At 33.4% G+C, this 15,589-nt stretch carries 18 protein-coding genes; 7 read left to right on the top strand and 11 right to left on the bottom strand.

Features of this window, described 5'->3' with window-relative positions; genetic code table 11:
- Positions 1-80: 80 nt before the first annotated feature.
- Together EMN46_RS09075 and EMN46_RS09080 are read right to left on the bottom strand one after the other, a co-directional pair.
- Positions 81-500, bottom strand: a complete 420-nt coding sequence (locus EMN46_RS09075; RefSeq protein ID WP_154200490.1) for a TM2 domain-containing protein — start codon at positions 498-500, stop codon at positions 81-83.
- Positions 501-572: 72 nt separating this feature from the next.
- Complete coding sequence (locus EMN46_RS09080; RefSeq protein ID WP_154200491.1) at positions 573-1,811, bottom strand: mechanosensitive ion channel family protein; 1,239 nt, start codon at positions 1,809-1,811, stop codon at positions 573-575.
- 217 nt (positions 1,812-2,028) lie between these two features.
- Here EMN46_RS09080 and EMN46_RS09085 point away from each other — a divergent pair, with 217 nt between their 5' ends.
- Entirely contained in the window at positions 2,029-3,312 is a 1,284-nt protein-coding gene (locus EMN46_RS09085; RefSeq protein ID WP_154200492.1) for a M64 family metallopeptidase, read from the top strand.
- An 82-nt stretch (positions 3,313-3,394) separates the two neighbouring features.
- Here the strand turns inward: EMN46_RS09085 and EMN46_RS09090 are convergent, their stop codons facing one another.
- The 3 genes from EMN46_RS09090 to EMN46_RS09095 all read right to left on the bottom strand — a co-directional run bounded on the left by EMN46_RS09090 (position 3,395) and on the right by EMN46_RS09095 (position 5,132).
- The gene (locus EMN46_RS09090; protein WP_368667514.1) at positions 3,395-4,297 is read right to left on the bottom strand and encodes an IS3 family transposase; all 903 of its coding nucleotides are present in this window, start codon (positions 4,295-4,297) and stop codon (positions 3,395-3,397) included.
- On the bottom strand, positions 4,282-4,680 hold the full coding sequence (locus tag EMN46_RS19945) for a helix-turn-helix domain-containing protein (RefSeq protein WP_229130321.1): 399 nt from the start codon (positions 4,678-4,680) through the stop codon (positions 4,282-4,284). The genes EMN46_RS09090 and EMN46_RS19945 overlap by 16 nt, the downstream gene beginning before the upstream one ends.
- 116 nt (positions 4,681-4,796) lie before the next feature.
- The gene (locus tag EMN46_RS09095) at positions 4,797-5,132 is read right to left on the bottom strand and encodes a DUF6249 domain-containing protein (protein WP_154200493.1); all 336 of its coding nucleotides are present in this window, start codon (positions 5,130-5,132) and stop codon (positions 4,797-4,799) included.
- A 344-nt stretch (positions 5,133-5,476) separates the two neighbouring features.
- Here EMN46_RS09095 and EMN46_RS09100 point away from each other — a divergent pair, with 344 nt between their 5' ends.
- Together EMN46_RS09100 and EMN46_RS09105 are read left to right on the top strand one after the other, a co-directional pair.
- The gene (locus EMN46_RS09100; RefSeq protein WP_154200494.1) at positions 5,477-6,052 is read left to right on the top strand and encodes an RNA polymerase sigma factor; all 576 of its coding nucleotides are present in this window, start codon (positions 5,477-5,479) and stop codon (positions 6,050-6,052) included.
- A gap of 62 nt (positions 6,053-6,114) precedes the next feature.
- Complete coding sequence (locus tag EMN46_RS09105) at positions 6,115-6,537, top strand: hypothetical protein (RefSeq protein ID WP_154200495.1); 423 nt, start codon at positions 6,115-6,117, stop codon at positions 6,535-6,537.
- 70 nt (positions 6,538-6,607) lie between these two features.
- On the opposite strand, the gene EMN46_RS09110 is transcribed toward EMN46_RS09105, so the two are convergent.
- The 6 genes from EMN46_RS09110 to EMN46_RS09135 all read right to left on the bottom strand — a co-directional run bounded on the left by EMN46_RS09110 (position 6,608) and on the right by EMN46_RS09135 (position 11,625).
- Positions 6,608-6,976: a DUF3127 domain-containing protein gene (locus EMN46_RS09110; RefSeq protein ID WP_154200496.1), complete on the bottom strand. Its 369-nt coding sequence runs from the start codon at positions 6,974-6,976 to the stop codon at positions 6,608-6,610.
- 63 nt (positions 6,977-7,039) lie between these two features.
- Positions 7,040-7,477 carry a peptidylprolyl isomerase gene (locus EMN46_RS09115; RefSeq protein ID WP_154200497.1) on the bottom strand — a complete coding sequence of 146 codons (438 nt, stop codon included), beginning with the start codon at positions 7,475-7,477 and terminating at the stop codon, positions 7,040-7,042.
- 342 nt (positions 7,478-7,819) lie between these two features.
- Positions 7,820-8,527 (bottom strand): FKBP-type peptidyl-prolyl cis-trans isomerase, encoded by a 708-nt coding sequence (locus EMN46_RS09120; protein WP_154200498.1) that lies wholly within the window; start codon positions 8,525-8,527, stop codon positions 7,820-7,822.
- A gap of 33 nt (positions 8,528-8,560) precedes the next feature.
- Entirely contained in the window at positions 8,561-9,163 is a 603-nt protein-coding gene (locus EMN46_RS09125; protein WP_154200499.1) for an FKBP-type peptidyl-prolyl cis-trans isomerase, read from the bottom strand.
- Between the two features lie 216 nt (positions 9,164-9,379).
- Positions 9,380-10,069, bottom strand: a complete 690-nt coding sequence (mnmD, locus tag EMN46_RS09130; RefSeq protein WP_154200500.1) for a tRNA (5-methylaminomethyl-2-thiouridine)(34)-methyltransferase MnmD — start codon at positions 10,067-10,069, stop codon at positions 9,380-9,382.
- Positions 10,070-10,113: 44 nt separating this feature from the next.
- A complete protein-coding gene (locus EMN46_RS09135; RefSeq protein ID WP_154200501.1) occupies positions 10,114-11,625 on the bottom strand; it encodes an MATE family efflux transporter in 1,512 nt (503 codons plus the stop codon).
- A gap of 150 nt (positions 11,626-11,775) precedes the next feature.
- Between EMN46_RS09135 and dinB the strand changes: the two genes are divergently transcribed.
- The 4 genes from dinB (at position 11,776) to EMN46_RS09155 (ending at position 15,589) form a co-directional block, all read left to right on the top strand.
- Positions 11,776-12,846, top strand: coding sequence for a DNA polymerase IV (gene dinB, locus EMN46_RS09140; protein WP_154200502.1), 1,071 nt, complete (start codon positions 11,776-11,778; stop codon positions 12,844-12,846).
- A gap of 94 nt (positions 12,847-12,940) precedes the next feature.
- Positions 12,941-13,720 (top strand): 5'-nucleotidase C-terminal domain-containing protein, encoded by a 780-nt coding sequence (locus EMN46_RS09145; protein ID WP_154200503.1) that lies wholly within the window; start codon positions 12,941-12,943, stop codon positions 13,718-13,720.
- A complete protein-coding gene (locus tag EMN46_RS09150) occupies positions 13,710-14,645 on the top strand; it encodes a bifunctional UDP-sugar hydrolase/5'-nucleotidase (RefSeq protein ID WP_154200504.1) in 936 nt (311 codons plus the stop codon). Before EMN46_RS09145 ends, EMN46_RS09150 begins: the two co-directional genes overlap by 11 nt.
- Before the next feature lie 41 nt (positions 14,646-14,686).
- Complete coding sequence (locus EMN46_RS09155) at positions 14,687-15,589, top strand: cation diffusion facilitator family transporter (RefSeq protein ID WP_229130322.1); 903 nt, start codon at positions 14,687-14,689, stop codon at positions 15,587-15,589.

Raw genomic sequence — 15,589 nt, forward strand, 5'->3', positions numbered from 1 at the left:
TAATTAAAAATAAAATTGCTGTTATGAACCACAAATGAATATTGGTTTATAACAGCAATTTTTATTTAACTTTTGTGGGATTACCACATGAAAAATTTAGGATTGTCTACGAATTGATCCATGTTTGCAGTACCATTTACAGCAAGAACTACAAAATCAACAAGTGGCATTATTCCAAAAAATCCACCGCAAGTTAGGATATATCCAATCCCTGTCATTACTTTAGTTCCTAAGTAAAAACGATGAATTCCAAGTCCACCTAAAAAGAAATCTAAAACAAGTGCAGCAGCAAGACTTTTAGATTTAACGCTTGAATTAAAAGTAGCTGCAGGTGTCATCATGTCTGAAGACATATCAGCTAAATTCATCATGATAGTTGATGAAGCGTTTTGAAACAATACATCAATCTTTGCATCATTAACCTGGTAGTTAGATGCTTCTACATTTGAGAATGTAGCCATGCTGCAAATTAATGCAACAACGAATAAAATTTTTTTCATCAAAATATATTTTTTATGTTCGAATCAAAATTAAGAAAATAATTGTACTTAACAATTCCGTATCGTTATATTTTATTGAATAAGTTTATTAAAATCATCACCTGTAGGGTTTTGAAAAACCTTGAGGTTAAATTCTGGAACAATGGCTAATATATGATCGAATATGTCTGCTTGTATTGCTTCGTAATGAGCCCATTCTTGATCTTTAGAAAAAACATAAATCTCAATAGGAAGACCTTTTTCCGAAGCCTGTAGTTGTCTGACCAAGAAAGTCATATCCTTGTTTATGTTTGGATTACTTTCAAGATAAGCTTCAATATATTTTCTAAATGTTCCAATATTAGTTAAACGTTTTTGGTTAACTGGAATTTCATTTTCAGAATTTGCTTTATTAATTTCGGCCTTTTTTTCTGCGATATAATTTGAAATAAGGTTCACTTTCTCAGCCATCTCAATTTCTTCATCACTTAAAAAGTGAATTGATTTGACATCTATATTTAAGTGACGTTTAATTCTTCGTCCGCCAGAATCTTCCATGCCTTTCCAATTGTTGAAAGACTCTGAAACAAGAGAATAAGTAGGTATTGTACTAATCGTTTTATCCCAATTTTGAACCTTTACCGTGTTTAGACTGATGTCGATAACGGTTCCATCTGCATTCTTCGAAGGCATACTAATCCAATCTCCAATGTTAACCATTTTGTTTGCAGAGAGCTGGATAGATGCTACGAATCCTAAAATGGTATCCTTAAATATCAAGAGGAGGACGGCAGCAAAAGCCCCCATTGTAGTTAATATTTTTAATGGAGATTCACTTATGAAGATTGCAATGATGGAGATGCCCCCCATTGCATAGAAGAAGATCTTTACAATTTGGATATAGCCTTTTATGGGACGTGTTTTACTTACAGGAAGTGTGTTGTAAATATCATTTGCTGCACTAAAAAAAGAGTCAATGAGCATCACGACCAGAATAATCATGTAGATATGAGTGATATTCTGTATGAAATCTCCAGTTGGTTCATGAGAAATCATTCCGGCACTAATATTTATAATAATTGCAGGAGCAAAATGCGATATTTTATTAAAAACTTTTCTCTCTAAAAGGATATCATCCCAATGTGTCTTGGTTTTTCTTACGAGTTTTGTGATAATTGTAATTAAAACTTTTTTAGAAATAATATCGGAAATCCAAGCTAGGAGTAATACGACCACAACAGCGATGGCTGATTGTAGAATGATTGCAAAATTTTCAGCAAGACCTTGATTGATTAACCAATCTTTTAAATGAGCTCCAAATAGTTCTTTCATGCTTAATAATTATAATCTGTTTGTCTTTGGTAATAATTTGACGACTTTTATTTAAAGTAATGACAAATGTATTGAATCGGCTTATCAAAACGAAACATGTTTATAAATACTTCCAAAATGTAAGTTCTTTTGAAATTTATTTGATGAGATGGGAAAGATTATTTATTTGGTTTAATGATTCTTATATCTTTGTGTTAACCTTAAATAAATAATGAACATGAAATCTATTACATCAATTTTAATATTGTTATTGCTAGCGACCAAACTGAGTTTTGCCTCAGTAGATTTTGATACTTATTTTGAGCACAAGACCTTGCGGGTTGATTATTTGCTTGGAGGAAATGCAAAAAGTCAAAGTGTATTTTTTCAGAATATAAAGAAAGAACCTTATTGGGGAGGAACAACTGTGAATATGGTTGATACCTTTAATTATGGTAATTTCCGATTTAAGTTAATTGATAAAGCATCGGGTACTTTGATTTATTCTCGAGGATTTAGCTCATTGTTTCAAGAATGGCAGGCAACTCCAGAAGCTAAGACTCTGAATAGATCATATTATCAGGTAAACGTGATGCCGTTTCCTAAAAATACGGCACAATTTTTTGTTGAGTATAGAAATAGAGATGGTGAGTTTGTGAAGCTTTTCGAATATGAAATAGATCCTACAAATTATTTCATACAAGAAGAAACTGTGATGAAAGTAAAGCATTCTAAGCTATTGGGAACTGGAGATGTAAATAAAAGTGTTGATATTGCCTTTGTGGCCGAAGGATATACTCAAGAAGAAATGGGTAAATTTAGAGCAGATGTTAAACGAATTGCTGGCTATATATTGAATGTTGAACCCTTTAAAACCTATGCTGATCGTTTTAATATTTATGCATTGGAGTCGGTATCTGAAGAATCGGGACCTGATATTCCTGGAAAGCATATTTATAAGAATACTGTTTTAAATTCGAACTTTTATACATTTGATTCGGAGCGATACTTAACGACTTCTGATTTAAAAAGTATGTATGATATTGCTGCGAATGTGCCTTACGATCAAATTTATGTTTTGATAAATACTGATAAGTATGGTGGGGCAGGTATTTATAATTATTATACTTCTTGTGCATCAGATCATAAGCTATCTAAGGAAGTTGCAAGTCATGAGTTTGGTCATGGATTTGCTGGCTTGGCTGATGAATATTACACCTCAGATGTATCGGTTGAAGATTTTTACAACTTGAAAGTAGAACCTTGGGAGCCCAACATTACTACACTTGTTGATTTTGATAGCAAGTGGAAATCGATGATTGAAGATGGAGTCGTAACACCCACTCCTAGAACCAAGAAATATGAAGGGAAAGTTGGCCTTTTTGAAGGTGGTGGATATATGAGTAAGGGGATTTATTCGCCTGTTCAAGATTGTAAGATGAAAAGCAATAATACAGATGAGTTTTGTCCTGTTTGCCAAAGAGCTTGCGAAAGAATGATCAAGTTTACTATTGGAGAATAGTTTTAATTAAACTGTCTCGTCCTAAATAAGTGTCACAGATTTATTTAGTAAAATTTAATTTTCTCAACCAATATCATCAAGACTAGTCTTGATGATATTGGTTGTTTTTATAAGTTCGAATTTTCACTTTTCTTTGTTTATGCATATATTCTGGAGTATTCATATAGCAAGAATAATGAGGTCTAAAAGTATTATATATATCGATACTTTGTTTAATAATCTTCTTCATCACGTCTATATTAACAGTAAATCGCTCCAATTCAAACTCACTTTTTAATATCCCATTTACTCTCTCTGCTACTGCATTAGCATATGGATCATATGATTCTGTCATACTGCAATTTAAATTCTTCCTCTTTAAAAGTTTTTGGTAGTCAGTACAACAATACTGAACACCTCTATCAGAGTGATGTATCAATGGCTCTGTTTGATACATTCGTTGCTTAACTGCCATCTTTAAAGCTCCTATAGCACCAGATGCATGTAAGCTATCAGAAAGATCATAACCAACTATTTTCTTCGAATAGGCATCTGTAACCAAAGCTAAATAACTATGATTAGGTCTATTCCCAATATATGTTATATCTGTAACCCATACTTGCTCTGGCCTTGTTGGAACAAGATTTTCAATCAGATTTTTATGTTTCTTAAATCTATGATGAGAGTTAGTTGTTACATGATAACTCTTCTTCGGTTTAATCAGTAAATTGTTAGCTTTAAGGATCATATGTAGCTTGTCACGTCCAAGTTTGAGTTCCTTTAATGGTTCGTTCAATATATGATATAGTTTCTTGGTTCCAATGCGTGGCATCAGTTCACGGAGAGGAACTACCAAATCGAGAACCTTTTGGGCTTGAGTTTGACTCTTTAATTTAGATCGATTGGCTCTATAATAAACCTGTCTATCAACCCCGAGTAATCTACAGGTAGAAACTATCGTTTCATTTTGTTCTGCTTTAAATTGATTGATTACTCGGGTAATGATTTTTTTCTGATTGGAATATTGAGCTCTTTTTCTGCCACATCAATCATCATATCGAATAATATGACCTTCTTATTAGATCTCTCAGCCTGGAACTCCCAGTAATTCTTTTGTTTTTCTAAAAGAATTACTTTTTGCTCCAATTCGAGAATCTTCTGTTCTGCGGATTTCGACATAGAATGAGGTTTTTGATTATACCAATCAAAGTTACCATATTTTCGTAACCAATTACTTACAGTGCTATGGGATTGAATCCCATATTTACGTGCGGCGGCTTTTATTCCTAAATCTCCACGCTCAACTTCTTCAACTACACGAAGCTTAAAAGACATAGAATAGTCCTTTTGCGTTCGTTTAACATACTTGCTCTTAAATATATCTGTCATAGCAATACGTTTTGTGTAACACTATATCAGGACGAGACAAACCATATAAAAAAAATGCATTCATCAAGATGAATGCATTTTTTATAGTTTTAAACCAAACTAACTATTTTGAAGCTTTATTCCTTATCCTTTTTGGCAAGACTATAAAAGGCTAGTAAGCCTAATCCTCCAAATAAGAATATCATAGAAAAGTACGACACTTCTTCTCCCATACGAGTATATTCTGTTAGAATATTCCCAATTAGAATTCCAACGGCTAAGCCAACTAATAGAATTCCATATTTTAAACTTTCTTGAGTTCGGCCTATTTTAGCGCTATTTAATAATCCGGCACTTAGACCTTTTTCAATAAGTGCTTTTCTCTCACGATGACGGTGAACAAGAAAAATGATTAAAGGAATAAATCCAATTGAACAGATGATTGCTACGATTGCTGTGATATCCATATTCATAATGTTAAGTTTTAATTTAAATTTTTAAAGCACTTTTCCTGTACTAAACCTTTCATGTTTTTTGCTTTCAACTTTATGACGCCATGAATTAAGATTGGGTTACAGATAAAACCAAGTTTTTTGTGTTAAGTATTTATTTGTCTGTAAATCATTATCTTGTGTTTTAGTTGAATGTTTTATCTATTAATCTGTAACCAATGCTAGTTTGATGCGTCTAATTATTAGTAGTTCGAAACAGATGCAACATTCAATGACTTTATGTCGTTTATTATATTGTGGGGAGAATTGAAGTAATTTAAATCTCGCTCTATAGGTTTGTAAGTCTAGTTTCTAAACGTTAGAACATGAAATCGAACAAGGATAGCTATTATATACAAAAAATTAAGAATGGCGATGTTGGTGCATATGTCTACTTGGTTGATCGTCATAAAAAAATGGCTTTTAATATCGCTATGCAGATAATTGGCAATAGAGAGGATGCCGAAGAAATTACACAAGACGCATTCTTAAAGGCATATCAAGCATTGGATAGTTATAAGGGAGAATCGAAATTTTCAACTTGGCTCTATCGAATTATATACAATGCATCTATTTCTAAGATGCGTAAAAAAAAATTAGATCAGGTTTCAATTGATGATAATTATAATGCATCGGTGAGTATTAAATCGACACAATCGGCACTTCAATCTCTAACGAATAAGGAGCAGAAACTCTATATAAATAGAGCGCTTAATAAAATGAATGCTGATGAAAAGACGATAATTAATCTTTTTTATTTGGAAGAGAATTCTGTTAGTGAGCTGAGTGATATTACAGGTTTAAGTGTTGCCAATGTTAAGGTTAAATTACATCGGTCACGTAAAAAGTTATACGGTATTTTAGAGCAGTTTTTACAAAAGGAGTTAAAAACGATTCTTTAGTAGTGATATTAGTAGATAACCATAATATAATTGCTTTTTCTAATTGATTAAATTTAGAACTCATGCAAAAAGATGATATATATAAAGACAAATTTATTAAACAGCTATTGAGCGACGTTGAACTTGAGCAGCCATCGAACGATTTCACAAAAAATGTGATGGATGATGTGATGCAAGATTGGTTGACTAATTCGGTGAGCGTAAAAAAGAAAATGCCAATTAAAAATTTACTTATTATAATTGGAATTGTTTTTTTAGCTGTTCTTATCCTTTTGGGAACCGATGTTCACAGTCTTGTTGCGTCTTGGGAAAATCCTTTTGTCAAGCAGTTAAATTCTATTCTAATTCAACCTATCCATGATGTATTACTAAGCGTGGTTGATCGCATGTTCAGTTTACCTCGAATTGTATATATAATTATAGTAGCAGGAATCTCTTTAGTTGTATTTGATGGTTTTGCTAAAAAGATGTTGCATCAGTCATAAAAGCTTGTTTTTAAAGCCAAAAAAAATGCTGTCGATAATTCGACAGCATTTTCTTATGTGTTTTTCAGTTCTAGAAAGGAAGATCGTCTTCTTCTGGAGCTGGAGGCATTTCATTAGCATTGAATTCTGGCATTTCAGCAGCTTTGGCAGCTTGCATTTTTTCAATTCTCCAAGCTTCAAGATTTGAGAAGTAATTTACTTTCCCATCTTTTTCCCATTTTCTACCTTTAATATTGAAAGAAACTTTAATTTCTTCGTTAACAGAAACAGTCTCTAATAAATCGCAACGATCTTGAGTCAATTGAAATTTAATGAAGTCATTCCAATCAGAATTTCTTTCATTTTCAACTTCAATAACAAATTCTCTTTTCTTAAAACGATCGCTTATTTGTTGAGTGTCATCTTTAAGGATAACCTTACCGTTAATTTCAAAATTCATAATAATATCTTTTGTTTATTAGGACTTACTATTGTTTGGTTATTGTAAAATTCTTGTTGAGAATTAGTCTCTGATGATTACGATTTTCTCAATAACATCACCAGCTTTAATTTGATCGATGACTTCAAGACCTTCGAATACTTTACCGAAACAAGTGTGTTGACGATCTAAGTGAGCTGTGTTTTCGCGACTATGGCAGATGAAAAATTGAGATCCTCCAGTATTTCTTCCAGCGTGAGCCATAGAAAGAACACCTCTATCGTGAAATTGGTTTCCTCCTGTTAGTTCACATTTTATAGTATAACCAGGTCCACCTGCTCCAGTACCATCAGGACATCCTCCTTGAATAACAAAGTTAGGAATAACACGGTGAAAAGTTAATCCATCGTAAAATCCTTTTTCTGAAAGATCAACAAAGTTTTGAACGGTGGTCGGTGCGTCTTCTTGAAAGAATTCAACTTTCATTAGACCTTTGGCTGTGTGAATTTCTGCTTGTAACATATCTTTAATTTTTATTTATTTCTATTTATTAAATCGGAGATTGAAAGTACTCATTTTCTTTCTAAATGCCTTTCCTTCACGAAAAAGAATCGAAATTGTAGATTATATCTAGTTTCTGACTTCGATTTAGCTTAATCAGTAAATGTCTTATTTGTAGATAATTACCATCTTGGTAAATCTCAGTTTTAAATTAAACTCATTAATTTCAATCAGTATACAAAGCTAAGAAAAGAATTGTACTCGCAAAAACAAAAAATCCCTTTCCAATATATATCGGAAAGGGAATGTATTATAGAAATCTGTAAATAAAAGGTCTTGAATTTATTTGTCAGATTTTCAAAATTATTTTTTAGCAGTAGCTTCTTCTTTAACAATTTCAAGAAGTTCTACTTCGAAAATCAAAGTTGAATTTGGTCCAATGTTAGCACCTGCTCCACGAGGTCCATAAGCTAATTCAGAAGGAATATAAAGCTCCCACTTAGAACCTACAGGCATTAATTGTAAAGCTTCAGTCCATCCTTTAATTACACGAGAAGCTAGGAATGTAGCAGGCTCGTTACGTTTGTATGAAGAATCAAACTCTACACCATCGATAGTTGTTCCGCGGTAATTAACTTTAACTTTTTGATCTTTTGTTGGAATTTCACCTGTTCCTGCAGTTAGAACTTTGTATTGAAGTCCACTTTCTGTTGTTACAACACCTTCTTTTCCTTTGTTGTCTTCAAGAAATTTCTTTCCAGCAGCGATATTAGCTTCAGCTGCTTTTTCTTTAGCCGCTTTAATGTATTTGTTAATTATTTCAGAACCAGCACGAGGCTCGATTCTTAAATCTTCCTTAGCTAAAGCAGCGTTTAAACCAGCTAAAAGGGCATCTTGATTAATGTTGTCTAGGTTATTTTGTAACAAGTTACCACCAAAACTAGTACCTATACTATAGCTAATAGAGTCAACAGTTGTGTTTAAAGCCATGTTTGTGTCTACTTTCTTGTCGCAAGAGCTAAATGCGAATACACCTAGTCCTAAAACTAGTGTTAATGCTTTTAATTTCATGTTTTTAATGTTTAGTTTATCTGTGAAAAAAAATTATACGATTTCTAATAACTCTACTTCAAAAATAAGAGTTGTGTGTGGTCCAATTAGGTTACCAGCACCTTGAGCACCATAGGCAAGGTTCGAAGGAACAAATAATTTCCATTTAGAACCAAGAGGCATCAATTGAAGAGCTTCAACCCATCCTGGAATTACACCATTTACAGGGAATGTAGTTGGTTCGCCACGATCTATTGAACTATCAAAAACAGTTCCGTTAATCAAAGTTCCGTGGTAATGACATTTAACATTATCGGTAGCCTTTGGTTTGTCGCCTTTTCCTTCAGTAATAACTTGGTACTGAAGACCACTTTCTAGTTCAATAACGCCTTCTGCTTTTTTATTCTCTTCTAGGAAAGTTTTTCCTTCACCTATAGCTTGTCCAGCTTGCTCTTCTTGCAATTTACCAAAAAACTCCTGCAAAATAGCATTAGCTTCTTCTGGTGATAACTCAGGCATTTTGCCATTAAATGCAGCCTCAAGAGCTTCAACAAATGGTTCAGTGCTTAATGTCTTTACACCTGAAGTAATTAAATTACTTGCAATGCTTAAACCAAGGCAGTAGCTTACCTTATCTTGTTCTTCTGTATATTTCATCTATTCAAAATTATTTTTCTTAAAAATAACAATACGCATTGCAAATTGCAGATAATAAATCACTTGCAGTTAAAATGTTTATTGTAGATTTTTAAAAATATCAATATTTACTTACTTTGTTGTTTCTCAATGAATTATGTCAACTCAAAAAAACAAAGGCCTAAGTTAATAGTTTTCTCCAAGAATGAGAGAAATGAACTTGTTTTTTAAGCTTTTTTAATTTTGATAACTAAAATCAAAATCATCAATTTTGGTCGCTCTTAAAATATGATGTTTACCAGGAGGACCTGCTAGTCTTTTAACATCGAAGCCTGATGCTCGTAATGCTCGTTTTACAATTCCTTTAGAGCAATAAGTCATTAATATGGCATTGGTATCTGCGCAGTTATATAACTTTTTAAAAATTGTTTTTGTCCACAATTCAGGTTGAATGTCAGGAGCAAAGGCATCGAAAAATATTAGATCGTATTTATCTTCAAATTCTATCTCTTTTAGGTCGCCACTTATTTTTTTTAGGCTAAAATTATTAGAGATTTCACACGTTTTATTCCATTCTATTTTGTGTAGTTTCTTAAATAAATCGCGTTTCTCAAATTCGATTAAGTCAGGATAATTGAGAACTTTTAATTCTTCTTCTTCTACAGGATAACGCTCTAAACTGTGATATACAATAGATCTATTCGTATTTTCAGCTTCCACAAGACTTAAGTAGGTGTTAAGACCTGTTCCAAAACCAATTTCGAGAATGTGAATAGGGTTCTTATCCACAAATTTTAAACCAGCATTTATATAGATATGAATAGCTTCTTGTATGGCTCCATGAGTTGAATGATAATGTTCGTTTAACTCGGGAATAAATATGGTATGAGAACCATCTTCAGTTAATTTAATCTCTCTTTTCAGCATGATAAAATTTATTGATGGTATTGTTTCTTATTTTTAAATTTACTTTAAAAGTCTTTATTCGTCTCTTGATCTAGCGGTGCAATAACAGTTTGTTGTCTTATTCTACTTGGCAAGAGTTTGATCCATTTCTTTTGAAAAGGTAGTTCTTGATCGTTTTCTGGATGACGAACCAATAGAATTATGAATCCAAAGAAAAGAAAAATACCTTTTAGAATACTTGTGATGGTCATTCCCCACCAAACGCCCGTAACTGGTACTAAATCTTGACTGATGTATTTTGAGAAAAGGGGTAGTATGTCAACAAAATTAAAGGCTAAAATAAAAGCAAATGGTATTCGAAGTACGTTTCCAATGATTCCAATTATTGTAGGAGGCATAGCTTTACCAACGCCGTTAAATGCTCCTGTTGCTGTAATCTCAATACTCATAAAAACCTGCGAAAAGCTTAAAATCATTAGATAAACAACGCCCATTTTTAGAACCTCAGGCTCACTTTGTTTTATGAATAAACTAAAAACTTCAGCACCAAAAAAGTAAAATAAGGCTGTACTTAATAGGCCTAAAGTAGATGCAATACCCAGTGTGATAAAGAATCCTTTTTGAATTCGATCCCAGCGTTTGGCACCATAATTTTGACCCGTAAATGTGCCAAGTGCAGATGAAAAGCCTAAGGCTGTCATCCACGAAAGTGCTTCAACTTGCGCACCTATTGATTGTACTGAAAAAGGAATGTTATTTCCGTGGGCAATATTATTCATAACTCGTGCAAGTATCATTGCGAGTGCTGCAAAACCAGCCGATTGAAGAGCAACGGGACCGCCAATTTTAATGATTGGTTTTAAAAATTGCTTTTGAAATTTGCCTAAATACTTTTTTGTGTTGAGAGGATTATTTTTACCCTTTAGGAGCAACATAAATAGTCCGAAAACTAAAATTTGCGATGCGACGGTTGCTATTCCTGCACCTTCAGCACCCATTGCAGGAATGCTTCCCCATCCAAAAATTAGAATTGGATCTAGAATCATATTTAAGATTAAACCTACAGCGTTAACATAGAAAGGAACTTTTGAATTCCCCGTTCCGTTATAAATTCCCGATAATGTAATGTTGGAATAGGTAAACGGCATTCCTATGGCTACGATTCTTAGATAAACAAAGGCTGTTTCGTTTACAAAGTCACTTTCAATCTGAAAAAGATCTACAATTGGTCCAGTTAATAACCAAACTAGGAACCCAAAACCAATGGCAATAAGAAATGATAAACTGAAAGCATTACGAGTATACGCTTTGGCGTCATCCATGTTTTTTCGTCCAATAGATTGTGAGATAAAAACCTCAGCACCAATTTTTGGAATAAACATGAGAGATGAACCTAACCAAACGATGTAAAGTGCTATACCTACAGCACTAACAGTTTCGCTACCCACACGACCAAGCCAAGCCATATCAGTCATATTATACGCCATTTGCACAAATGAAGTAGCTATAATAGGAATAGCAAGCTTGAGTATTTGTGAAAATATATTTCCGGTAGTAAAATCTTTTATCTGCGACACTAAATTGACTTTAATTGATTGAAATGGAGAATGTAAGTAAACTTATTAAAATTGAATGAAATAAGTCTTTTTTTTTATAGTGCTGCAAAATTAAGAAATTGAAGCAATAATATTGAAATTAGTACGATTAATTCAGATCTTGTAGCCATTATGAGTGAAGAGGTAATCAGAAAGATAATTCATATTGACATGGATGCTTTTTTTGCTTCGGTTGAACAAAAAGATCAACCAGAGTTGAAAGGAAAAGCAATAGCTGTTGGTGGTGGAGGAGATAGAGGTGTTGTTGCAGCTGCTAGCTACGAGGCACGCAAATTTGGTGTGCGATCTGCTATGCCATCCAAGTCTGCTATAAAGCGTTGCCCACATCTTATTTTTGTAACGCCTCGTCATGCTAGATACAAGGAGATTTCGAATCAAATAATGGCAATCTTTCATGAATATACCGATTTGGTAGAACCCTTATCAATTGATGAAGCTTTTTTAGATGTGACCCACAATAAGAAAGGCTTATCATCGGCCACAGCAATTGCTGAGGAAATAAGGAAGCAAATAAAAGAAGAAACGGGCTTGACTGCCTCTGCAGGCATTTCGGTAAATAAATTTTTGGCAAAAATTGCATCTGATTATCAAAAGCCTGATGGTTTGTTTGTTGTAAAACCAAAAATGGTTGAATCCTTTATTGAAAAGTTGAGTATCGAGAAATTTTTTGGCGTTGGGAAAGTAACAGCTGACAAAATGCATAAAATCGGGATTTTCCATGGGAAAGATTTGAAGAAACGATCTTTATTGGAATTAACGCGATTATTTGGAAAAAATGGAGTTTACTATTATAACATTGCTCGAGGTATTGATCAGAGAGAGGTCAATCCAAACAGGATAAGAAAATCGGTGAGTACAGAAAATACTTTTTTAGACGATATAAGAACTAAGGAAGCGTTAAAAAAACGACTCGAAGAATTGACTTTAGATTTACATAGACGTTTACAAAAGGCTAAATTCAAAGGTCGTACCATAAGTTTGAAAATTAAGTATAGTAATTTTGAGCAAATTACTCGCTCGAAAACGGTTTTTCATGAGATTGTTGACTATGATGAGATATTAGAATTATCAAGCAGTTTACTTTCTCAGCTCGAATTGGTTGACAGTGTTCGTTTGTTAGGAATAGGCATATCTAATCAAATAAAACCTAACGAAATTATTCAGCTAACTTTTGATTTCTAGCAAAGGAATTATATTGTTTATGCTTTCATTCAGAATGATTTTTCTACTTTTGTTCTCCATATAAAGATATTTAAGTATTTTATTTTAAAAAAGGATGCAAAAACACCTAAATAGGTTATTATTGGCAACTTACTTCTTATTAGTAATTGCCTGTAGCACTCAACCTAATCAGCAAACTGGAGTCAATGATTCAATTTTTAGTGTCGATTCAAGTCTAGATCAACAAGCTCTTAAGGATACGGCTTTTACTAATATTATTAATAAGTATAAAGTAGGTCTTGATACTCAAATGAATGAACTTGTTTCTGTGACAGATGAAGCGATGATGAGTGGGAAACCTGAATCATTATTAAGTAACTATGTAGCTGATGCGATGTTATCTATTGGTAATAAATATTGTTTAGATAATAAACTTGATCACGGTGTTGATATATCTATTATTAATAATGGTGGCTTAAGAACTAGTCTTCCCAAAGGGAACATTACTACTGGAAAACTATTTGAACTTTTACCATTTGAAAATAAACTTGTGATTGTAGGAATGAAAGGTTCCGATCTTAAAAATGTTTTGAAATATCTTGTAGCCAGACATGGTGAAGGAGTTGGTGGAATTAAGATAGGAATTAAAGGAGACGAAGCTGTTGATGTGAAAATTGGTGGCAAAAAACTAGATTTAAATAAGGTGTACCATATTATTAGCATTGATTACCTTGTAAATGGCGGCGACGGGATGAGTTCTTTTGATAAGAGAGAGAATTTTCGTCATATGCACATGAAACTTCGTGAAGCTATAATTAATCATGCCAAATTTCTATATAAATCAGGAGTAGGTATTAAGGCCGAATTAGATGGGAGGATTTACTATGAAAAGTAGAAGAGATTTTTTTAAGAAACTAGGAATGGGTGGCTTATTTCTTGGATTGGGCGGATACGCTTTGCCATCGAAAGCTGCTAAAAATAAGCTAACTAAGATTACCTTATTACATACGAATGATATACATTCACATATAGATCCGTTCCCAAAATCAGATCCTAAATATCCTGGTTTGGGTGGTTTTGCTCGAATAAATGCACTGGTTAAAAAAATTAGAGGTGAGGAGGAGAATCTTTTATTGCTCGACTGTGGTGATATTTATCAAGGCACACCTTATTTTAATTTCTTTAAAGGAGAAGCCGAATTAAAATTAATGTCGCAAATGGGCTATGATGCCGGAACGATTGGTAATCATGAATTCGATAATGGACTAGTTGGTATCTCTTCTCAAATGGGACATATGAATTTTCCATTCATCAATTCGAATTATGATTTTACGGGTACTGTGCTTGATGGAAAAATTTTGCCTTATAAAACTTTTGATAAAGGTGGTATAAAGATTGGTATTTTTGGTTTAGGCGTTGAGTTGGAAGGCCTCGTTTCAAGTAAAAATTATGAAGGGGTTGACTACATTGACCCGATTTATATGGCAGAAAAAATGGTTGCTATCCTTAAAGAAAAAGAGCAGTGCGATCTTGTAATTTGTCTGTCACATATTGGTTATTCAAGCCGAACAGAAGGAATGTGTGATATCAAGTTGGCTAAAGAAACGAGTGGTATCGATGTTATTTTAGGAGGACATTCGCATACACTTTTGGAAACTGCAACTCGTGTTCGTAATTTAGATGGAAAGGAAGTTGTTATCAATCAAGTTGGCTGGGCAGGAATAGCTCTAGGTCGAATTGATTTTTATATAGATAAAGAAGAAGGAACAAAGCTTGCGAGTTCTACTTTACATTCGATAGATAAGAGATTGGAAGCATAATAAGAACCCTGTTTCTAAACCAACATCAGATTTTGTAGGATATGAATAAGTTGTCAAAAAAACTGGATAAGAATAATTTACCCTATGTTGAAGGTATTCTTTCAATCATAGCCAATATCCTATTGTTTGGCCTTAAATATTGGGCAGGTATTGTTAGTGGCTCTATTGCTATTATGGCCGATGCTTGGCATACTCTGTCGGATAGTTTGAGTTCGGTTATTGTATTGCTAGGAACCAAATTTTCAAAGAAACCTGCTGATAAAGATCACCCTTTTGGTCATGGGCGAGCCGATTTAATTGCTGCTTTTATCATAGGAATAATGCTTCTTTTAGTTTCCTTCGATTTTATGTTGAAATCGTATGATGCGCTTAAAAATAGAGAAAGCTCTATGTTTGGAAGCTTGGCGATTTATGTCATGATTACTTCTGTGGTTCTGAAAGAGCTCTTAGCTCAATTTGCTTTTTGGGCTGCTAAAAGGTCCGATTCTAAAGTTTTAAAAGCTGATGCTTGGCATCATAGGAGCGATGCTATTTCATCTTTAATTATTCTTGTAGGTATCTTTTTAGGTAAGTATTTCTGGTGGCTCGATGGCGCTTTAGGACTCATAGTCGCTCTCTTAATTGGACAAGCTGCTTATAATATTATTAAAGATTCAATTTACACTTTACTTGGAGAAAGCCCTTCAGAAGAAATAGTTGATAAATTGAAGCTAACTTGTAAACGTTGCTATCCTGAAGATTTATACCCACATCACTTTCATGTTCATTCCTATGGCGATCATAATGAAATCACCTTTCATATTTGTTTGCCTCCAGAAATGACTATTCGAGAAGCTCATGAAATCGTTGATTATATTGAAAATCAAATTGCAGAGGAACATTCTTATTCGGCAACTTTACACATCGATCCGAATGATGAAAAGTATACAAGTATAGATTCTTAA

Origin of the sequence: Ancylomarina sp. 16SWW S1-10-2 (genome assembly GCF_009669305.1) — a bacterium.
Lineage (GTDB): Bacteria > Bacteroidota > Bacteroidia > Bacteroidales > Marinifilaceae > Ancylomarina.